General features: G+C 42.9%; 16 protein-coding genes, 1 tRNA gene and 3 pseudogenes. 7 read left to right on the top strand and 13 right to left on the bottom strand.

Annotated features, from left to right (window positions below; translation table 11 throughout):
- Positions 1-22 precede the first annotated feature (22 nt).
- The 9 genes and pseudogenes from kdsB to A4A70_RS02990 all read right to left on the bottom strand — a co-directional run.
- Positions 23-805, bottom strand: coding sequence for a 3-deoxy-manno-octulosonate cytidylyltransferase (gene kdsB / locus A4A70_RS02600; RefSeq protein ID WP_067568165.1), 783 nt, complete (start codon positions 803-805; stop codon positions 23-25).
- A gap of 6 nt (positions 806-811) precedes the next feature.
- Positions 812-994 carry a Trm112 family protein gene (locus tag A4A70_RS02595; protein ID WP_067568163.1) on the bottom strand — a complete coding sequence of 61 codons (183 nt, stop codon included), beginning with the start codon at positions 992-994 and terminating at the stop codon, positions 812-814.
- Positions 995-1,040: 46 nt separating this feature from the next.
- Positions 1,041-2,048: a tetraacyldisaccharide 4'-kinase gene (gene lpxK, locus A4A70_RS02590; RefSeq protein ID WP_067568161.1), complete on the bottom strand. Its 1,008-nt coding sequence runs from the start codon at positions 2,046-2,048 to the stop codon at positions 1,041-1,043.
- Complete coding sequence (gene msbA / locus A4A70_RS02585) at positions 2,045-3,793, bottom strand: lipid A ABC transporter ATP-binding protein/permease MsbA (RefSeq protein ID WP_067568159.1); 1,749 nt, start codon at positions 3,791-3,793, stop codon at positions 2,045-2,047. Before msbA ends, lpxK begins: the two co-directional genes overlap by 4 nt.
- Before the next feature lie 216 nt (positions 3,794-4,009).
- The gene (gene ihfB / locus A4A70_RS02580) at positions 4,010-4,294 is read right to left on the bottom strand and encodes an integration host factor subunit beta (protein ID WP_067568157.1); all 285 of its coding nucleotides are present in this window, start codon (positions 4,292-4,294) and stop codon (positions 4,010-4,012) included.
- Between the two features lie 61 nt (positions 4,295-4,355).
- Positions 4,356-6,047 (bottom strand): 30S ribosomal protein S1, encoded by a 1,692-nt coding sequence (gene rpsA / locus A4A70_RS02575; protein WP_067568155.1) that lies wholly within the window; start codon positions 6,045-6,047, stop codon positions 4,356-4,358.
- Between the two features lie 196 nt (positions 6,048-6,243).
- Complete coding sequence (gene cmk, locus A4A70_RS02570; RefSeq protein WP_067568153.1) at positions 6,244-6,927, bottom strand: (d)CMP kinase; 684 nt, start codon at positions 6,925-6,927, stop codon at positions 6,244-6,246.
- A 57-nt stretch (positions 6,928-6,984) separates the two neighbouring features.
- Positions 6,985-8,274 (bottom strand): 3-phosphoshikimate 1-carboxyvinyltransferase, encoded by a 1,290-nt coding sequence (gene aroA / locus A4A70_RS02565; RefSeq protein WP_067568331.1) that lies wholly within the window; start codon positions 8,272-8,274, stop codon positions 6,985-6,987.
- Between the two features lie 371 nt (positions 8,275-8,645).
- Positions 8,646-8,764 (bottom strand): annotated as a pseudogene (locus tag A4A70_RS02990) (phosphoserine transaminase); the annotation flags it as partial.
- A 98-nt stretch (positions 8,765-8,862) separates the two neighbouring features.
- On the opposite strand from A4A70_RS02990, the gene gmk reads away from it, so the two are divergent.
- From gmk to recG, 5 genes and pseudogenes are all read left to right on the top strand, one after another.
- Entirely contained in the window at positions 8,863-9,486 is a 624-nt protein-coding gene (gmk, locus tag A4A70_RS02560) for a guanylate kinase (protein ID WP_173644525.1), read from the top strand.
- A gap of 65 nt (positions 9,487-9,551) precedes the next feature.
- Positions 9,552-9,734 (top strand): annotated as a pseudogene (gene rpoZ, locus A4A70_RS02555) (DNA-directed RNA polymerase subunit omega); the annotation flags it as partial.
- A gap of 292 nt (positions 9,735-10,026) precedes the next feature.
- Positions 10,027-10,272 carry an HD domain-containing protein gene (locus A4A70_RS02875; protein ID WP_231908296.1) on the top strand — a complete coding sequence of 82 codons (246 nt, stop codon included), beginning with the start codon at positions 10,027-10,029 and terminating at the stop codon, positions 10,270-10,272.
- Between the two features lie 382 nt (positions 10,273-10,654).
- Positions 10,655-10,879, top strand: a complete 225-nt coding sequence (locus tag A4A70_RS02845) for a hypothetical protein (RefSeq protein WP_070097372.1) — start codon at positions 10,655-10,657, stop codon at positions 10,877-10,879.
- Between the two features lie 441 nt (positions 10,880-11,320).
- Positions 11,321-13,405, top strand: coding sequence for an ATP-dependent DNA helicase RecG (recG, locus tag A4A70_RS02545; RefSeq protein WP_067568147.1), 2,085 nt, complete (start codon positions 11,321-11,323; stop codon positions 13,403-13,405).
- Between the two features lie 96 nt (positions 13,406-13,501).
- Here recG and A4A70_RS02540 read toward each other — a convergent pair.
- Positions 13,502-14,277: pseudogene (locus tag A4A70_RS02540) on the bottom strand (thioesterase domain-containing protein).
- 269 nt (positions 14,278-14,546) lie between these two features.
- On the bottom strand, positions 14,547-16,364 hold the full coding sequence (gene typA, locus A4A70_RS02535) for a translational GTPase TypA (RefSeq protein ID WP_067568146.1): 1,818 nt from the start codon (positions 16,362-16,364) through the stop codon (positions 14,547-14,549).
- Positions 16,365-16,861: 497 nt separating this feature from the next.
- Between typA and yihA the strand changes: the two genes are divergently transcribed.
- Positions 16,862-17,485, top strand: coding sequence for a ribosome biogenesis GTP-binding protein YihA/YsxC (gene yihA, locus A4A70_RS02530; protein ID WP_067568144.1), 624 nt, complete (start codon positions 16,862-16,864; stop codon positions 17,483-17,485).
- 59 nt (positions 17,486-17,544) lie between these two features.
- Here the strand turns inward: yihA and polA are convergent, their stop codons facing one another.
- Positions 17,545-20,328, bottom strand: a complete 2,784-nt coding sequence (gene polA, locus A4A70_RS02525; RefSeq protein ID WP_067568329.1) for a DNA polymerase I — start codon at positions 20,326-20,328, stop codon at positions 17,545-17,547.
- Between the two features lie 228 nt (positions 20,329-20,556).
- Positions 20,557-20,632: transfer RNA gene (locus tag A4A70_RS02520), tRNA-Phe, on the bottom strand.
- A gap of 449 nt (positions 20,633-21,081) precedes the next feature.
- Here A4A70_RS02520 and A4A70_RS02515 point away from each other — a divergent pair.
- Positions 21,082-21,375 (top strand): co-chaperone GroES, encoded by a 294-nt coding sequence (locus A4A70_RS02515; protein ID WP_067568142.1) that lies wholly within the window; start codon positions 21,082-21,084, stop codon positions 21,373-21,375.
- Positions 21,376-21,401: the final 26 nt, after the last annotated feature.

Genomic DNA, 21,401 nt, shown 5'->3' with positions numbered 1-21,401 from the left:
CTAACCCTTAACTAAAAAATAACTACCTGATTAAAGTTAAATTTGATATATCTTTTTGGTTTTGTTGCAAGATACGCACCCGAGCCAGTTCTTCTGGCATATCTACTCCCATACCTGAGTCCGTATGGGCTTGGGCTACATGAATTTTTTCGCCGTACCACAGGACGCGTAATTGCTCAAGAATTTCTATTTTCTCCAGCGGGCTAGGAGCCCAATTTACATAACGTTGTATAAAATTAGCACGATATGCATAAATACCGATATGACGTAATAGGGGTACAACCTGTTTGGGGCTGTGCATGAAATTATCTCGATTCCAAGGAATCGAAGCACGAGAAAAATACAGCGCATACCCGTGGCTATCGATCACCACCTTTACTATATTAGGATTAAAAGCATCTTGTGCGCTGGTAAGTGGAATGGCCAGCGTTGCCATACTAGCGTCAGTAACCGCCAGATTATCTGCTACCTGCCGGATAATTTGCGGAGGAATAAGTGGCTCGTCGCCCTGTACGTTTACTACTATTTGGCTATCACTAAAACCGTAGCAATTAATTACTTCCACCAGTCGCTCGGTGCCCGACTGGTGATTAGGGCTAGTCAGACATACTTCGCCACCTGCAAGCTCTACCGCATCGACAACATCGGGATGATCGGTGGCAACGATGACTCTATTGGCTCCTGAAGCTTGCGCTTGCTCCATCACGCGCACTACCATGGGTTTACCGTTAATATCAGCCAGTGGCTTGCCAGGCAGACGGCTGGAGGCGAAGCGGGCAGGTATAATAATGATAAAACTATTCATAAATATTCATAAAGTGATCTCATTCAGCGTAATAGCGCGTGCTTCACTCTCCAATAGCACAGGAACACCGTCCCGCAATGGATAAGCCAGAGCATCTAATTTACAGATTAACTCTTGCCGTTCTTTCTTATAAAGAAGCTTACCATTGCATACCGGACAAACAACTATTTTTAATAGATGGCGATCCATCATACCTCCATTAGGTTAAGTAGTAGGTACACCAGGTATATTTCGGCTAGGCCCCGGCACCATTGGTCTGTCTATAGCCCATTATTGCCTGTTCAATTGGGGCTAATAATACCGGCTCGGCGCTGGCTGGTAGCTGCACATCAACCGGTAAATACCACCAGTTAGCGCGTGCGAATGCACGACATTTGACAGCATCCTTTTCTGTCATAAGCAATTGTTCATTCGGCGTGGCCAGCACTTCAAGCATATGCTGCTGGTAGACCTGATGATCGGCGAAAGATATCTCAAGTATCGGGTGTACGCCACCTGCGCGTACTGTGGCAAAAAAACTCTGCGGATGTGCAATGCCAGCAATTGCTACTATTGATGTCAAACTAGTCAATGCTTGTTGTTTTCCGCTAAGAACGTTAACTACCGCGCTAGCATTAAGTTGCATCGGCACCTCGCCGCTGTACGTTTTACCGCCGTTGACAATAATACACTGTACCGACCGCAGACGGTCGGCCCGTTCGCGCATGGGGCCAGCAGGTAACCACCAACCATTACCGAAACGTCGTTCTCCGTTGATGACCACCCACTCAATATTTCGCCCTAACGCATAATGTTGCAGACCATCATCGGTCACCACTACATCCAATGGCTGTGCGTGCAACAACGCCGCCACCGCATCAGCACGCCGCGGAGCTACTGCAACCGGAGCTCCTGTTCGCTGACGAATCAGTAGCGGCTCATCGCCACACTGCTTGCTGTCTGTCGCGTCGTTCAGTACCAGCGGGTAATGATCTGCCCGTCCACCGTAACCGCGTGATACCACTCCTACCCGCCAGCCGCGCTGTTGAAGCTTGCTTACTAACCATACTACCAGAGGTGTTTTGCCGTTACCTCCAACACTCAGATTACCTATCACGACAATCGGCAGCCTAAAGCGATGCACTTTGATCCAGCCACAGCGATAACTAAACCTAATCAAGGCCGTAATCAAGCCATATAGCCATGAAAACGGTAGCAGCAAAATATAAATCGGTGAGACCCCGGACCAAATGCTAGTCATCATTGGCCGCATTGCCACCGGTGAAGTTGTGCGTAAATGCCCCGATACGACATCAGTTCTACATGGTTGCCGCGTTCAACAATTCTCCCATCTTCTACTACTAAAATTTCATCAGCTTGCTCGATAGTGGATAAACGATGGGCGATAACCAGGGATGTCCGGTTTTTCTGCAATACGTTGAGGGCTTTCTGAATAGCCCGTTCGGATTCCGTATCAAGCGCTGAGGTAGCTTCATCAAGGATAAGAATCGGGCAATTACGCAGCAGTGCCCGCGCGATAGCGATACGCTGACGCTGACCACCAGAAAGCAAGACACCATTTTCACCAATAACCGTATCTAAACCTTGATCCATTTTTTCTATGAAATCCATGGCATAGGCCATGCGAGCTGCATTTTCTACCTGATCAATCGAGTAAAATTCATTACGAGCATATACAATGTTGTTGGCGATGGTATCGTTAAACAAATGCACGTTTTGAGAAATCAGTGCAACTTTATTACGTAGCGAGGCAAGTTTATATGCGCGTAGATCGGTACCGTCGAGGAAAATATGTCCTTGTTGTATATCGTAGAAACGTGTAAGTAGATTAGCTATAGTAGATTTACCGGAGCCTGAACGGCCCACCAGAGCTACCGTATGGCCGGCCGGGATAGAGAGACTGATATCATGCAGTGATGGCTCCTCTTTACCAGGATAAGAGAATGTCACACAGTCAAAAACTATATCTCCTTTGAGGCGATCTACTTCCACCGTGCCCTCATCATTTTCGGTTTTCATATCAAGAATTGCAAATAGCGTCTGGCAGGCAGCCATTCCACGCTGGAACTGTACGTTGACGTTGGTAAGGGATTTTAGTGGTCTCATCAGGGCAATCATTAATGAAAATACTACAGTAATGGTGCCAGCGGTCAGTGTTTCCATCACCCCGGGAAAGCTTGTAGCATACAAGACAAAGGCAAGAGCTAATGAAGCAATAAGCTGAACTAGCGGATCGGAAACCGAAGAGGCGGCCACCATTTTCATACCTTGTTGACGCATGCGGTTGCTGACGCTGTTGAATCGTTCGTTTTCTACTTTTTTCCCCCCAAAAATACGTACTTCTTTATGTCCTTTAAGCATTTGCTCAGCACTAGTGGTTAGCTGCCCCATTGTGTTTTGCATGCGCTTGCTGATGTTGCGAAACCGTTTGGAAACCAAACGGATGACTCCAGAAACTATTGGAGCAGTAATCACTAAAATAAGCGACAGTTGCCAACTATAATAAAACATCATCGCGAACATTACGATGATTGAAGCCCCTTCACGAATTAGGGTAATCAGCGCGCTAGAAGAAGACAACGCTACTTGTTCGGAGTCATAGGTAATGCGCGATAATAGCGTGCCGGTAGATTGCTGATCAAAAAAAGCTACCGGCATATCCATGATATGTTTAAACAAACGGCGACGCATATTCATGACTACTTTTCCGGAAACCCAGAAAACACAATAGGTTGATATAAATCCGCTGATACCACGCACGATTATTATAGCCATAATAGTCATGGGCATCCATATAAAAACATGGCTATTAGCCTCGCCGAAACCCTTATCAAGCAAGGGCTTAAGCAGCGATATCATAAATGTGTCGCTAGCTGCGTTAATTATTAAGGCAAACGCAGCCACTATCAGGCCCGCCTTAAAGGGCGATATCATTGGCCAAAGTCGTTGGAAAGTCTGCCAAGTAAAAATATCTTTATCGTTTAGCATCCATATCGTTTAGCATCCATTAAACCAAAACTTGTACTAAATAGCTAGTTGCCGCCTTGCCTATTCTAATTAATTTATTACAGCGACGCCAAATAACTAAGGTAAAACATTGCCTGCTTAATTTGCATAGGAGCGGCTAATAAATGCAAGTTATATAAGACTAAATAATAAGTATGATTATTAATCATATATCAGTTATTAAGCGAAGCCGTGAAATTAACCGTAGATATTGGCGCGGTTACGCAGCTCCTTACCCGGTTTAAAGTAAGGAACATACCTGCCTTTAAGTTGCACTTTATCGCCATTTTTCGGATTACGGCCAATACGCGGTGCACGGTAGTGCAGAGAAAAACTGCCAAAACCACGAATTTCGATACGCTTGCCACTGGCGAGGACCGTTACCATATACTCAAGCATTTCTTTTACCGCATCTTCAAATACTTTGGCTTGGATATGAGTGTGCTTTTCAGCTATTTTTTCGATGAGCTCAGATTTGGTCATAATTTCTCCAAGAAGTTTACGCGGCTATTACATAACTTCTTAATAAGAACCGCGTAATAACTTACGTCTCCTGCACTCCATCATTATTATCATTCGCTTTAGTAGCAGCTTTGAAGGCTTCAGTCATAGCATTAGAGAAATTGCTTTCTTCCTGCTTATTACTAACAGTGCTAATATTTTTAGTCTCATTTGCCTCGTCTTTAGCACAGAAAGATAGGCTTACGATGTGGTTTTTGCGATCAAAACCTGTGAATTTTGCTTCTACATTGTCGCCGACACTTAGGGCTTCAATACAGTCACTAGAAGCTTCAGATGCGCACAGATAACCTTCCACGCCAGTTGCTAATTCAACTGTAGCACCTTGCGCGTCAATAGCTGTGATTTTACCGGTAACAATTGCACCTTTTTTATTCAAAGAAAGATAGTTATTAAACTGATTTTCAGTTAGTTGTTTCACGCCCAAAGAAATACGCTCGCGTTCGGCGTCAACCTGAAGTACCACAGCGGCAATTTCGTCACCTTTTTTGTATTCGCGCACTGCTTCTTCCCCGGTCACGTTCCAAGAGATGTCAGACAGATGTACTAGACCGTCGATGCCGCCTTCTAGACCGATAAAGATACCAAAATCGGTGATCGATTTGATTTTGCCTTCAACGCGGTCAGCTTTGTTATGGGTTTCAGCGAACTGCTGCCATGGATTGGCTTTGCACTGCTTCAGGCCTAAAGAGATACGACGGCGTTCTTCATCAATGTCCAGCACCATGACTTCTACCATATCTCCCATATTCACCACTTTAGAAGGGTGAATGTTCTTATTAGTCCAATCCATTTCGGAAATGTGTACCAGGCCTTCAACACCCTCTTCAATTTCAACGAAACAACCGTAATCTGTAAGATTGGTAACGCGACCGATCAGTTGGGTGCCTTCTGGATAACGTTTTGTTATAGCAATCCACGGATCTTCTCCCAACTGTTTTAGGCCCAGGGAAACGCGGATACGTTCGCGATCAAATTTTAGAATCTTAACGTTGATTTCATCACCAACATTAACGATTTCGATCGGATGCTTAACGCGTTTCCAAGCCATATCGGTAATGTGCAGGAGTCCATCTACACCACCTAGATCAACGAAGGCACCGTAGTCGGTCAGGTTCTTGACGATACCCTTAACTTTCATGCCTTCCTGCAGTTTTTCAAGCAGCTGATCGCGCTCGGCACTGTTTTCGCACTCGATAACGGCACGGCGAGAAACTACAACGTTGTTGCGTTTCTGATCGAGCTTGATAACTTTAAACTCAAGTTCTTTTCCTTCCAGATGAAGCGTGTCGCGCAACGGACGAATATCGACTAGTGATCCAGGCAAGAATGCACGGATACCGTTTAACTCTACGGTAAAGCCACCTTTTACTTTCCCATTAATAATGCCTAATACTGTGGCTGCTTTTTCGTACGATTTTTCTAACGTCAGCCAGGATTCATGACGCTTGGCTTTTTCACGGGATAGCAACGTTTCTCCGAAACCATCTTCGATAGCATCAAGCGCAACATCCACTTGATCGCCTACTTTAAGTTCTAGTTCTCCCTGGACATTGCGAAATTGCTCGACGGAAATAGCTGATTCTGACTTCAAGCCAGCATCAACTAAAACCATATCTTTAGCGATCGACACAACGGTACCGCGAACGATGGAACCCGGACGGGTTTTTATTTTTTTCAGGGATTCTTCAAAGAGTTGAGCAAAAGATTTTGTCATATTTGATAATCTTCAGATTTTTAAATTAACTTCCATTAGGCATCTATGGGGCTGTTATAATATACTATGTTCTGCAGTATATCTTTACAACTTTTATCCCCCACCTGGTAAGACATAAAGTAATAAAATTAATAATAGATTCTAACAATAAATTTATTATGGTAATGCCAACTCTCTGCTTGCTTGGCAAATACTTTTAAGATAAACCCAAAATTTGCCTAGCGTGCATCAGTACTTGGACCATCACTTCATTAATAGTTAGGCAGCTAGAATCTAGCACCAGCGCATCAGCTGCTGGTACTAAAGGTGCTACTGCACGATTACGGTCGCGATCGTCTCGTTCTTTTATTTTAGATAAGAGATGCTCAAAGTTAACACTAAAACCCTGTTCCTGCAACTGCAGCATGCGGCGATGCGCCCTTGCTTCAGACGAAGCGTCAAGAAAAATCTTTACTGGAGCGTCGGGAAAAACTAAAGTACCCATATCGCGGCCATCGGCGATAAGGCCAGGAGAAGTACGAAATGCGTACTGACGCTGCAGCAACGCCTCACGTATATAAGAAAACGAGGCAAGTTGCGACGCAGTATTACCAACGGTCTCATTGCGAATAACCTGGCTGACATCTTTTCCTTCCCACAAAACGTTTAGCTGGCCTAACTTAACCGCAAAGTGCACATCAAGATGGATGGCGAGAGAAACTAATGCTTCTTCACTGTCGATAGCTACCTGATGTAACAAAGCTCCCAGTGCTAACACCCGGTAAATCGCGCCGGAATCTAGTAAATGCCATTGTAATGTTTCTGCTAACGCTTGGCAGAGCGTTCCCTTACCGGCACCACTTGGTCCGTCGATGGTTATTACTGGGGCTAGAACTGTCAATGCCTTATCCTTATTCTTTACCTACTTTTACTTAATTAAAACGTTAATTAATTTTGCTTAGGCGGACTGACTTAACGACGCCAGCCTTATAAAAAAGTCCGGAAAAGTTTTATGGGTACACTGCGGATTTTTAATCGTCACTGGCGTATCAGATAGTGCTACCAGTGCGAAGCACATCGCCATACGATGGTCATTATAGGTATCAATGCGTGCATCGATCAGTTTCGATGGTGGTGTAATTGATAGATAATCTTTTCCCTCGATGACAGTAGCACCAACTTTACGTAGTTCGGTAGACATTGCTGCCAGTCGATCTGTTTCCTTAACCCGCCAGTTATAAATATTGCGTAACGTGGTAGTACCACCGTTAGTGAATAACGCGGTAGTGGCAATAGTCATCGCAGCATCTGGTATAGAGTTCATATCCATATCGATAGCGTGTAGCGTGCATCGCGTGCATTCAATAAAATTATCGCCCCAGTTAATGGTAGCACCCATTTTTTCTAAGACATCGGCAAAATTTATATCACCCTGTACACTATGGCGACTGATTCCTGTTACGCGCACGGTACCTCCACGAATTGCTGCTGCCGCCAAAAAGTATGAAGCGCTTGATGCATCTCCTTCTACTAGATAGTCCCCTGGGGAGCAATAGACTCTGCCGCTAGTGATATAAAACACGCGGTAATTATCGTGATGGATTTCAATACCGAAACTTTTCATAAGCGCTAAAGTAATAGCAATATACGGCTGGGACACCAGTGCACCTTTTATAATAATACGGCTATCTTGAGGTGCCAGCGGCGCCATCATTAATATAGAGGTTAGAAACTGACTAGAGACACTGCAATCTACGGTGATGTCGCCGCCCTGGAATCCACCGTGCAACCTCAACGGGGGATAATGATCTTTACCTAAGTAATCGATTTGCGCCCCGCCTTGACGTAGCGCATCCACTAGATGTCCAATAGGACGCTCTTTCATACGCGGTTCACCAGTAACAGTTACATCGCGCGCCTGCAGGCATAGCGCGGCGGTCAGCGGGCGCATAGCTGTGCCAGCGTTGCCGAGAAAGAGTGTTAGTGCTTCTTCTGCGCGTAACGGACCACCGAGACCGTCGATTTCACAGCTATGGTGATCAGCCGAGAGTCGGTAGGTAACGCCTAGTTGGCCTAGGGCTGTTAGCATATGGCGTACATCATCGCTATCGAGTAAATTGGTTAACCGCGTAGTGCCAGATGCCTGCGCTGCTAGCAAGAGGGCGCGGTTGGAAATGCTCTTGGAACCCGGCAGATTGAGGGTACCATCAACGTGTTTGATGGGATTGATAGTCAGGAACTCCTGCATATGAAACATTTTCTCCAGTAAATAAATTCTCTAAATTAGAGAGAGTATTAGGTAATTATAATACAATCCAGAAAAGATTATAAACGGCCAACTCGAAGCTACCGACAGGATGAGTTAAGGGGGAGTTTCATCAAATCGACTAATGCCTGCATGCCTACCAAAGGTAAGGTAGGAAGGACGCGTTGTGTCGAGGCCCACATACCACACCTACCACTTCTTGATGCCCTTTTAGAGCAAACCGGCGACTAAAGACAAGTATATTTGCAAAAATAATGCATTCATTTTGCTATCAGCCAATTGATACAGCACATTCATACGTAAACGGTTAGAAGTGGCGATGGTGTTGCAAAACATATCTTTCGTTAATTATGATATTCAAGTGTCGATAGCAGCGACTTACATGCTCGACCTAATAAATCTTCACGTACGATCACTAGTGTTAACTCGGCTGGACCAATATTTTCTGTACTGCAGCATAAATAACGCTGAAAATGATCACTTTTATTTTAAGAAAACAGTTAAACTAAATTTAGTATAAATTGTTATTATTTTATTATCTAACTGTTAAAATCAACTGATTATTTCATGATAATTCCAAGTAATCTATATATTGTTTCAGCCCCGAGTGGCGCGGGAAAGTCCAGCCTGATCAAAGCATTACTTAATAATCAACAACTGTATAATATACAATTATCTATTTCCCATACTACCCGAACCATGCGGCCAGAAGAAACTAATGGTCAACACTATTTTTTCGTGTCGGTAGCCGAATTCGAACGTATGATAAGTGTAAATGCCTTTCTCGAATATGCCAAAGTATTTGGCAATTATTACGGTACAGCACGGAAAACTATTGAGCAAATACTAGCTACTGGTGTTGATGTATTGCTCGATATAGATTGGCAAGGCGCGCAGCAGATCCGTCGTAAAATACCTAAAACGTATAGTATATTTATTTTGCCACCGTCTAAAAAAGAACTAAATTGCCGTCTGCGCAGACGCGGTCAAGATAGCGAGGAAGTTATCGCTCGGCGCATGGCGCAAGCGGTTAACGAAATGACCCACCTTACGGAGTATGATTATTTAATCATTAATGACGACTTTAATACTGCCTTGCTTGATTTAAAGACCATTATTCAGGCAGAAAGACTGCGCCTGGAGTGTCAAAAAATATACTATAAAGTATTAATCAATAAATTGATGGTAGACTAATATAGTTCTTAGTATAATATTTTGGAGCATAAAATTTAATTATTTATTTTGGGAGTAGCTCACATATGGCACGTATAACTGTACAAAATGCCGTCGAAAAAATTGGCAACCGTTTTGATTTGGTGTTAGTTGCTGCGCGGCGCGCGCGGCAGATACAGATTAGCAACAAAGATCTATTAATTACAGAAGAAAATGATAAATGTACTGTTCTAGCCCTACGAGAAATCGAAGAAGGCTTGATTACTAATCATCAAGTAAGGCTTGATTACTAATTAAGTTGTGTACTATTTAGCTCGCTAAGAGCAGCAATAAAAAAAACCCGCTGCAGGCGGCCGTTAACATCATCAGGTTACTTCCTAAAAAATCTACATTTTCTGATCCAACGCTATCTGCCAGAGGATCAAATAAAACTCCTCCAAAAGGCGTATATTGTCGCCCATGATAAGCACGAAGGCCAGACTAGGTTTAGTGGTGAGCCTTATATAACCCCATCCTGTAGCGGTAGCCTGTATTCTAGCCAAGATACGTGATCATAAGACATTGATAGCAGCGCTGCTGCATGACGTCATCGAAGATACCCCCATAACTTATCAGGATATGGAACAGCTGTACAGCTGTTTGGTAAGAGCGTCGCAGCATTGGTGGAAGGTGTGTCAAAACTTGATAAGCTTAAGTTTCGCGATAAAAAAAGAAGCACAAACAGAAAACTTTCGTAAAATGTTCATGGCGATGGTACAAGATATCCGCGTTGTGCTTATTAAACTGGCCGACCGAACCCATACATAATATGCGTACGTTAGGGCACTAAGGCCGGATAAACGGCGCCGCATAGCACGGCGAAACACTCGAAATCTACAGTCTGTTAGCCCACCGGCTTGGTATTCATCATTTAAACCGAGCTGGAAGAGTTAGGATTTGAGGCGCTGTACCCTACTAGGTATCGAGTAATTAAAGAAATTGTCAAAGTGGAGCGCGGTAACCGCAAAGAAATAATCAAAACAATCATTGATGAAATAAAAATTAGCTTAATCGAAGCTGGTATCTCCTGCCGCGTCAGTGGGCTGGAAAAGCATCCATATTCCATCATATTCCATCTACTAGCAAGATGCACTTGAGAGAACGGCGTTTCCACTCCATTATGGATATTTATTTTTTCAGGTAATCGTCAGTGAGATACCTGCTATCGGGTACTAGGCCAGATGCCAATTGGTTAAATTTTGTCGTTATTGCTAAAGCACGCACTCAAATCCGCTGCAAAATAGCAGCGCTCCAGACAAAGAATATACAATGCCAGCTAGATAAAATAAAATTGGGCACTTTTGAGTATCTCCTAGTGGAGGAGATCGATTTTCGTAACTCCATGAGCGTGGTAATCAAGAAAAAATATACATGAATATTGGTTAATTTTTTTAAAAATCGCAGGTACTTATAACCTACCGATTAAAGGTGTCGAAGGTATAATTATATTTGCTAAATATTGCCGTCTAATTCCTGTTCACCCAATTATCTGAATCATTTACTAGGGTATTAATGCACCCTAGATCAGCCTGCAATATCTTAGGCTATACAAAAGAACCGGATATGTTTATGTCAATAAATAAGTGGAAAGTAATAAGCTATCAGGAATTTTTTTTGCAAAGATAAAGGTTAATATGTTCAACTGCCAGGAAATAAGGTCTAACCTCAACACGTTGATTAACGCTGCTAATGCCAATATTCAAAGTCGAAATATAGATAGGATCTATAGTTTATGGTACATTATTTGTTGTGGTAAATTTATTTGACTAACAACCAAAAACCGCATTTATACCGCATAAATTATACTTTATAAGTTATGAAAGGCCGCTTGTTAAACTCAATTCCGCTGAATACATTATCAGGGGTTGGGCCGAGTATAGTCAGCAAATTTGCACGAATTGGGCTGAAAAATTTGCAAGATCTTCTCTTTTATCTTCCAATCCGCTATGAAGATCGGACTAAACTTTATCCCATAGATGAGGCCTTGCCTGGTATGACGGTTACTATACAGGGAAAGGTACTCAACAGCGAGATTAGTTTTAGCCGCAAACGCATGCTTACATGCCGTCTGTGCGACGATAGCGGTATCTTGACTTTGCGTTTCTTCAATTTTAACGCGGCCATGAAAAAGAACTTTGCTAACGGAAAGTTGGTAACTGTCTATGGCGAAATCCGCCACGGCAAGCAAGGCAGCGAAATAATCCACCCCGAGTATCATATTATCAACGAGAGTAGCCAGAGTAATAATAAGCTTGCCGCCTCGCTGACTCCAGTTTATCCTACCACCGATGGGCTCAGGCAGGCAACACTGCGTAATACTATCGATCAGGCATTGAAACTAGTAGACATGCTAGTTCCTGAACTATTACCACAGGAATGTCGTTATAAAATAATGAGTCTATCTGATGCTTTACGTCTACTGCACCGTCCGCCACCAGAAATAACTTTGGATAATCTGGTTCTTGGATATCACCCAGCACAACGCAGACTAATTTTCGAAGAACTATTAGCATATAATCTAAGTATGTTAGCAGTCCGTGCTGGGAGGAAAAAAGATCGCGCCCTACCGTTGCAGGCAGATTCCGACCTTACAAAGCGTTTTATTGCCGCGCTGCCCTTTGCTCCGACTAGGGCACAGAGCCGCGTGGTTGAAGAAATCAATCAAGATCTGGCAAGAGAGGTTCCAATGATGCGGTTGGTACAGGGCGATGTCGGCGCAGGCAAAACCCTGGTAGCAGCATTAGCTGCGCTATGCGCCATTAGTGAGGGTAAACAGGTAGCGCTAATGGCGCCCACCGAACTACTGGCTGAACAACATGCACATAATTTTCGCAACTGGTTTGCGCCGCTTGGGATCGAAGTAGGTTGGTTAGCCGGTAAACAGAAAAGAAAAGCGCGACAAGCCCAGCAGGAGGCTATCGCCAATGGCCTAGTGGCGCTGGTGGTCGGCACGCACGCAATTTTTCAGGCTCAGGTACATTTTGCTGGGTTGGCGCTAGTGATTATCGACGAACAACATCGTTTTGGTGTTCATCAGCGACTGGCTTTTTGGAAAAAAGGTTTTACTCAGGGATTTTATCCACATCAGCTAATCATGACCGCAACGCCAATTCCGCGTACCCTCGCAATGACAACTTACGCCAACCTAGATACCTCGGTAATAGATGAGATACTGCCGGGAAGAACGCCAGTAACCACGGTAGTTATTCCTAATACACGACGTGAGGAGGTTATTCAGCGCGTTCGCCAAGCCTGCCTGAAGGAACAACGTCAGGCTTATTGGGTTTGCACTTTGATTGAGGAATCAGAATTGCTGGAAGTGCAAGCAGCAGAGCATACCTGGAAAAAATTAGTACATGCTCTGCCCGAACTGCAAATTGGGCTGGTGCACGGCCGCCTCAAGGAAGAGGATAAACAGCAGCTAATGCAAACTTTTAAGGCCGGTAAAGTGCATCTCTTGGTAGCTACTACAGTTATAGAAGTTGGCATCGATGTGCCCAATGCTAGCCTGATAATTATCGAAAATCCTGAGCGTCTAGGGCTCGCTCAGTTGCATCAGCTACGTGGTCGTGTTGGCCGCGGCGCAGTATCCTCACACTGTGTTTTGCTATATCAATCTCCACTTAGCAAAATAGCATATTTGCGTCTAAAGGTGCTGCGCGATAGTAACGATGGCTTTATTATTGCCCAACAAGATTTAGAGCTCCGCGGCCCTGGCGAGCTACTAGGCACTCGTCAAACCGGCAACTTTGAATTTAAAGTAGCTGATTTGTCGCGCGATCATGAGATGATTCCTGAGGTGCAGCGATTATCGCGACATATCCATCAACATTATCCTGCCTTGGAGCAAGCATTAATTGAGCGCTGGAGACCTAAAAATATGCGTTATACTTTTATCTAAAAACATGTCTCCCACGGTCGCGTACCTATACTGTGAAAGATCAAAGCAGCGATGGCAATTTATCTGTTTGTTGTTATAGGAGATAGATTAAGTGTCTTACCGCTTCGGTTGGCTCATGCACCATGTGTGTTTACTTGTGAGAGATATATTTAAAGAGGACGGCAGAACCAGGTAGACACCTTTAAAAATAGCGCCTTTAGTATTATTGCCAAATAATTCAACTTCAAGCTGCATTCGCGCTTTACTACCCTGCGCTAGCCGGTCTAAATCGCCAGCTAGCGAGCTTAAATCAGCAACCGCTCCTGGTTGGCCAATCACCGGTTTGATATAGCGAATATGCGCATCTGCTAAAATTATAGTTCCGCTAAGTTGGCGCTCACGCAGCAGCAACCAAATTAATCCCCAACCTGTTAAGGTTGCTAACGTAAATAAACTACCGGCGAATAGCGTATGGTGTGGATTCTGGTTACCGATTTCCGGCATGGTAGTCATAAACTTTTTGCCGGTATACTGACTGATACGTATGCCCATTTTTTTACTAAGCGAAATATGCTGATACCAAGCCTGTTGTAACTGGCTGCACCAATCTGGTCGATGAATAATATCGTCCATAATCATGATTGCTTGATCATCAAAAGTTGATGCAATACCAGAAAATGTATTGATACTTCATTGGTCTTAACATAAAGGCTTACCACTGCTGCTACCGGTTCTTCTTGCTCGTCTATCACCATCTTGTGATACGCGATAGTATCGTATGCCTCCCGTTCTGATCCGGGCGGCTGATGCAAAGGCTTGCGTAATAGTTTCCAGCAACACTGGAAACATTGCTGAAGTTTTTGTTCAGTCTCCGGAACACGCACATAATACATGCTCATCCTCCCTTAGTTAAGGTGTAAGCCAGCTGGTTAAACTAAATCGGTAGCCAAAAATTTACCGGCCCATCTATCGGCAAATAGACAGCCGCGGTATAAATATCGGTCAAGTAAACTTGAGGTAAACTATAGATTGTTTTATTTTACGCTGCCTTTTTTGATTTAGCTTCTGGTGTATTAGCCTAATCTGTAGTAGTCAGTCAGTAAGCTACACAAGAAAGTAGAAAGTCACTTTCTAAGTCTTATTGCATAAATTCGCGGTAGTCCTAGTAGTTACGGCTGGCGCGTTTACGCTCGTTTTCGGTCAAATAGCGCTTGCGTAGCCGTAACGACTGTGGTGTAACTTCAACTAACTCGTCATCATCGATAAATTCCAACGCCTGCTCCAGCGACATTTTTATTGCCGGCACTAAGGTAGTTGCTTCGTCAGTTCCTGAGGCACGCATGTTAGTCAGTTTCTTACCAGTTAAACAGTTTACCGTTAGATCATTAGAACGGGTATGAATGCCAATGATCTGACCTTCGTAAACTTCCGCGCCGTGTCCCAAAAAAAGACGGCCACGATCTTGTAGGCTATAAAGTGCGTAAGCCACAGCTTTACCTTGACCATTAGAGATCAGCACGCCGTTCTGACGTTGGCCAATTTCACCTGGGCGCACATCGCTATAATGGCTAAAGGTAGAGTACAGCAGACCAGTACCTGAGGTCATTGTTAAGAAACTAGTACGGAAACCAATTAATCCTCTACTGGGGATAATGTAATCTAGACGAATACGTCCTTTCCCGTTTGGGAGCATCATACCGCGCATTTCGCCTTTACGAAGGCCCATTGCTTCCATAACCATACCTTGATGCTGATCTTCAATATCTAGCGTAACCAATTCAAACGGCTCTTGCTTGACGCCATCAACTGTGCGAAAAATAACTTTTGGACGTGAAACGGCAATTTCAAAACCTTCACGACGCATGTTCTCAATTAGCACCGATAGGTGTAGTTCGCCGCGCCCCGAAACGCGGAAAGTATCTGGATCGTTGGTCTCTTCAACACGCAATGCCATATTGTGCACTAGCTCTTTATTTAAACGTTCTAGGATCTGACGCGAAGTCACAAATTTACCTTCTTTACCGCAAAAAGGTGAGTTATTGACGCCAAATAGCATAGAAACAGTTGGTTCATCTATGTTCAGCGGAGGTAGCGCTTCTATCTGTGACGGATCGCAAAGCGTATCGGAAATATTAAGCTCGCCTAAACCAGTAATCGCAATAATATCACCAGCTTCTGCTAGTTTATGCTCGATGCGCTGCAATCCCATATGGACTAGTATTTTCCCTACTTTACCGTTGCGATGTTTGCCTGCTCTATTAACCACGGTTACGTTCTGATTTGGTTTTATCGAGCCGCGTTTAATGCGGCCGATGCCGATCACACCGACATAACTGTTATAATCAAGCTGGGAAATTTGCAGCTGAAATGGGCCGTTAACATCGACCTTTGGCGACTCGACATGTTTAATAATAGCTTCAAAAAGCGGTGTCATATCCTCGGCCATGCATTCATGCGCTAAACCGGCTATACCGTTTAGTGCTGAGGTATAGACGATTGGAAAATCTAGCTGCTCGTCGGTTGCTCCCAAATTAACGAATAGATCAAAAACCTGATTAACTACCCAATCTGGGCGCGCACCAGATCGATCAACTTTGTTAATCACTACGATGGGTTTTAGACCATAAGCAAAAGCTTTTTGCGTCACGAACCTGGTTTGGGGCATTGGACCATCCATAGCATCGACCAACAATAATACCGAGTCAACCATGGACATCACACGTTCAACTTCTCCGCCAAAGTCTGCGTGTCCCGGGGTGTCAACAATGTTAATACGGTAGTTGTGCCAGTTGATAGCAGTATTTTTAGCTAGGATAGTAATCCCACGTTCTTTCTCCAAATAATTAGAGTCCATCACACGTTCAATTACATCGTTCCGGTCGTCGATAGTACCGGATTGTTGCAATAATTTATCAACCAGGGTAGTTTTACCGTGGTCAACATGCGCGATGATAGCGATATTACGCAGATTTTCAATCACAATCTTCCCTCACAATCTTCTCCTACATTTAAGATAGCTCTATCTATTAGAGCTTAATTATAATATAGCTTAATTATAATAATGTACAAAATATATTGTTTCCGTAGACTGTGACTACACTTGACAAGTGTAGTCACTATATGCCATCTTATTGACAGAGTGATATAAATTAGTCTCATCAATCTAGAGCTGGATTAGACACCACATTAAACTCTGATGCCTGGATTTTTACACCAGTTGACTAATGTCAGTATAGCTTGAGCTTTTATAAGTTGATTTTTTTAATTTGAACCGAAATTTTCTATTCAACGAAATACGTTTCAGCAAGTTGCTTTCTAGACCCCGTGTGGCTCTAGACAACCTTTAAAGTAATAACTGATGCTCTTGATTAGTGATGTGAGGTGGAGGTGTAAGCAAAGCTAAAAAACTATATATTTGTTTAGATAAACGGTATTAATAACTAGCAGGCAACAGGCGATAACCAGGGAAAAATATCATTGATTAAAAATTATAATTATCATATTACACGTTTCGTTAAAAACGCGCCTAATATTCGTCATCTGCCCATCGATAAAGGTATCGAAATTGCGTTCGCTGGACGTTCTAATGCCGGAAAATCTAGTGCTCTAAATACTCTTACTAATCAGAAAACACTGGCCAGAACTAGTAAAATACCCGGACGTACCCAATTGATAAATCTATTTGAGGTTCAGCCAGGTATAAGATTGGTCGATTTGCCTGGCTACGGCTATGCAGAAGTACCGGAAGAACTAAAACATAAGTGGCAATGTGCTCTAGGTGAATATCTGCAAAAACGCGATAGTCTGAAAGGACTGGTGGTCTTAATGGATATTCGCCACCCCATGAAAGATTTAGATCAAAAAATAATTCAATGGGCAGTAGATGTGAAGATACCGGTTCTAGTTCTACTAACTAAATCTGATAAGCTAGCTTCCAGCGCGCGCATAGCCCAATTGAGCAATGTACGGAAAGCAGCTTTAGCGTTCGGGGGTGACATGCAGATAGAGCTGTTTTCCTCCCTAAAAAAACAGGGAGTAGATAAACTACGGCAAAAACTAGATATTTGGTTTAATAATAAACTACCGAAACAATATAACTGAACACAACCTAACACAACCTAATCAGACCAATGAACGCCTGCTTTTAAAAAAAGCAGTACTTAGTGAGCTTGATCCCAGTTTTCTCCTTCGCTAATATCAACCCTCAGCGATATATCTAAAGAAACACACCCTTCCATTAATTTCTTAATTTTGTTTTTTGTACTCTCGATAGCACCGCGTTGTACCTGAAATATCAGCTCGTCGTGCACTTGCATAATCATACGTACCGACTGCTTTTCTTTCTGTAGCCAAGCATCTATGGCGATCATTGACCGCTTAATGATATCGGCAGCAGTGCCCTGAATCGGTGCATTAATGGCAGCACGTTCCGCTGCTCTTTTACGCTTAATATTACTTGAATTAATATCCGGCAAATAGATCCGGCGTCCGTAAAGAGTCGCAACATAGCCTTGATCGCTAGCCTGCTTACAGGTACGCTTAATATACTCTAAAATACCTGGGTAGCGTTCGAAATATAGATTTATATATTTCTGTGCTTCTAAGAGCTTACCTGGCAGCTGACGTGCTAGGCCAAAAGCGCTTATACCATAGATCAGACCGAAGTTAATCGTTTTGGCGTTACGGCGCTGTTCGGTAGTGATCTTATCCAGCGGTGTGCCGAAAACCTCTGCTGCGGTAGCGCAGTGAATATCTTTCCCTGTAGCGAAGGCGTCTAACAAACTCGTATCACGAGATAGATACGCCATAATACGCAGTTCAATCTGTGAATAGTCAGCAACCACAATAAGAGAATCTGGTGGCGCAACAAACGCCCGCCTGATTTGCCTACCATCTTTATTGCGTACTGGAATATTTTGCAAATTTGGATTACTTGAAGACAAACGCCCGGTAGTAGTAATAGCCTGATGATAGGAAGTATGCACTCGCTTTGACTGCGGGTGTATCATTTTAGGTAGCTTATCAGTATAGCTTGATTTAAGCTTAGCCAAGCCTCGATATTCTAAAATAAGCTTTGGTAGAGGATAGTCCAGCGCCAGTTTAGACAATACTAATTCATTGGTTGAAGGTGCTCCGCCAGGAGTTTTTTGCAGTACAGGCATTTTTTGCCTATCATACAAAATGGTCTGCAGCTGTTTAGTTGAAGAAAGATTAAACGATTCGTTTGCAAGAATGTATACTTGTGCTTCTAGCTCTTTAAGACGCCTAGCTAGCTTCAGCGAATGATTAGTTAGCACGCTTTGTTCAATGAGCACTCCGATACGCTCAATACGCGATAAAACCGGTACCAGCGGCATTTCAATTTCTTTAAATACCCTTTTTAGCAAAGGCTCTTGCTCAATATTTGGCCATAACTTCTGATGTAGGCGTAGTGTGATATCTGTCTTATTAGTTACATAATGAGCGGCCTGTTCTATTGCAATTTGATTGAAAGTAAGCTGGTTTTTCCCTTTACCAGCGATTTTCTCGAAGCTTACGGTAGTAAGTTGCAACAAACGACCCGCCAAACTAGCTATAGTTTGGTTACCGGCAACGCTATCAAATACATAGGATTCAAGCATAGTGTCGTATGTATTACCCGCTAACTCAATCTCGTAGCTTGTCAATACGCTTTGGTCAAATTTTAGATTGTGGCCAATTTTAGTTATGGATAAATCTTCAAATAAAGGTTTTAGTGCAGTAAGAACCTGCACCCGGTCCAACTGATCCGGCGCATCCAGATAATCATGTCCTACTGGTAGGTAAGCTGCTTCTCCTGGATTCACGGAAAAGCATATTCCTACTAGATTTGCTGTTAATGGATCTCGCCTGTCGGTTTCAATATTGAAAGCGAATAGACAAGCGCTGCGCATATTTGTTATCCAAGATTCCAAGGCCGCCATATCGTAGATAATATGATAACCTTTTCTTAACGTAGTTTCGGCCAACTCTTCATTAACAGTGTCACGTAGAACGGTAAAAGACGATGGAGGCACAACTGTTTTTTTACGCATTAGCCAATTGTCTGACTCAAGATATCTTACCCAACTTTTGAACTCATAGCGTTGGCATAACAGCAGAAGCGCTTCTACATCCGGCTCTTTAACCGTCAAAATGTCGTAAGACACATCTAGCACGACATCAGTTTTAATTGTTGCCAACTGATAAGAGAGGAATGCTACGTCGCGGTGCTGCTCGAGTTTAGTAGCCATATTTTTGGCACCACGGAAGCTCAGATTCCTAATATTATCAAGTTGTTGATATAGTCTAGTTAGACCTCCTAGACCGTTCAAAAGAGCCTGGGCGGTTTTTACACCTACATTCGGCACTCCTGGAATATTATCTGATCTGTCGCCCATCAGTGCTAGATAGTCAATGATAAGCTCTGGCGGCACGCCGAATTTCATCTGCACTTCTTTAGGACCAAGAATAGTATTCGACATTGTGTCGATAAGAGTAATTTTAGGTGATACCAATTGTGCCATATCTTTATCGCTTGTACTTATCAAAACATCACTGCCGTCACGAGCTGCTGCTAGTGCCAGTGTACCAATAACGTCATCAGCCTCGACCCCACTGATGGCCAGTAGCGGCAGCCCCATTGCTGTAACTATTTTATACAGCTGTGTTATCTGGACGCATAGATTTTTTGGCATAGGTGGTCGGTTAGATTTATAGGATTCAAACAATTCATCACGGAAGGTCTTACCTTGAGCGTCAAAAACTACCGCTACATGGCTTGGTCGGTAGTGTACGAGCAGACTATTTAGCATATTTAACATACCGTATATCGCCCCAGTGGGTTCACCAACGCTATTAGTTAATGTTGGAAAAGCATGATATGCACGGTAAAGATAAGAAGAACCATCTACCAAAATTAGCGTATTTCTTGCAATTTTAATTATAGGTAATATGATATTATTTTTGACCATATAACTCATAGGAGAAAGAGTAGGTTACTTTTTTAGACACTAACAAAAGTAAATTCAATACCAATTTTTTCTGTTATCTAATGTTACCTAGAAGGAGAATCTTAGAGATAATAAGATTGAGTAAAAAATTCTTTCACTTAAAGAAAGTTATTAATTATAATTATATATTTTAACTTCTGACAGTTTGTTGCAGGTTTAATCTGGTGCCCAGACTCGGAATTGAACCAAGGACACGGGGATTTTCAGTCCCCTGCTCTACCGACTGAGCTATCTGGGCAACAAGATTATATCAAAACGCATTAGCCCGATTTTGTCAATAAATTTACTTCTAAAGTATTACATGACATTGTCGCTAATTGCTGTCTTTGTTAGACATAAATTCTAGCTTAACTCCTTGCTAAAAGACTAAATTTATGCAGCAAGCACAGCAGTAGTAAAAATTAGAGAATAGCATAATTATATCTCTTTACTAAGGGTCTTGAAACATATTACCATTCACTTCTGTCAAAAAATTATCATGACTTACTTTAGTTAAATAGTTAAAGTTTTAAAAAAAACTTATTGAGTTAAAAGTAAAAATTTTTAATTAAACAAAAAAAATATTCTTACCCCTTGAAGCTACGACAATCGTCCCCACCATATCTACCATGAGGCTGGTTGTAATACTATCCCAGCATTCATCCCCAAAAAAAATATAGATACGGACTTTCTCAAAGGGAGCTATCAATGAAAATTCGTCCATTACATGATCGCGTTATCATCAAGCGTAAAGAAGTCGAAGCTAAATCTGCAGGGGGCATTGTTCTGACCGGCTCTGCGGCAGGTAAATCAACACGCGGCGAAGTATTAGCCGTGGGCAATGGCCGCATTCTAGAAACCGGCGAAGTAAAAGCACTGGACGTAAAAGTTGGCGACATCGTGATTTTCAATGACGGATATGGCGTAAAAGTAGAGAAAATCGATAACGATGAAGTGCTGATCATGTCCGAAAGCGACATCCTAGCTATCGTTGAGAAGTAATCCGCGAGCAATTTTATTTAAACTAA

Origin of the sequence: Candidatus Hoaglandella endobia, assembly GCF_900044015.1 — a bacterium.
GTDB lineage: Bacteria > Pseudomonadota > Gammaproteobacteria > Enterobacterales > Enterobacteriaceae > Hoaglandella > Hoaglandella endobia.
Note: the sequence above shows the minus strand (reverse complement) of the source record. Positions and strands in the feature narration are given on the sequence as shown.

What these genes read in the sequence shown, in the direction of transcription:
- kdsB (WP_067568165.1), bottom strand. Translation starts at nt 805, where the DNA reads ATGAATAGTTTTATCATTATTATACCTGCCCGCTTCGCCTCCAGCCGT.
- A4A70_RS02595 (WP_067568163.1), bottom strand. Translation starts at nt 994, where the DNA reads ATGGATCGCCATCTATTAAAAATAGTTGTTTGTCCGGTATGCAATGGT.
- lpxK (WP_067568161.1), bottom strand. Translation starts at nt 2,048, where the DNA reads ATGATGACTAGCATTTGGTCCGGGGTCTCACCGATTTATATTTTGCTG.
- msbA (WP_067568159.1), bottom strand. Translation starts at nt 3,793, where the DNA reads ATGCTAAACGATAAAGATATTTTTACTTGGCAGACTTTCCAACGACTT.
- ihfB (WP_067568157.1), bottom strand. Translation starts at nt 4,294, where the DNA reads ATGACCAAATCTGAGCTCATCGAAAAAATAGCTGAAAAGCACACTCAT.
- rpsA (WP_067568155.1), bottom strand. Translation starts at nt 6,047, where the DNA reads ATGACAAAATCTTTTGCTCAACTCTTTGAAGAATCCCTGAAAAAAATA.
- aroA (WP_067568331.1), bottom strand. Translation starts at nt 8,274, where the DNA reads ATGCAGGAGTTCCTGACTATCAATCCCATCAAACACGTTGATGGTACC.
- recG (WP_067568147.1), top strand. Translation starts at nt 11,321, where the DNA reads ATGAAAGGCCGCTTGTTAAACTCAATTCCGCTGAATACATTATCAGGG.
- A4A70_RS02515 (WP_067568142.1), top strand. Translation starts at nt 21,082, where the DNA reads ATGAAAATTCGTCCATTACATGATCGCGTTATCATCAAGCGTAAAGAA.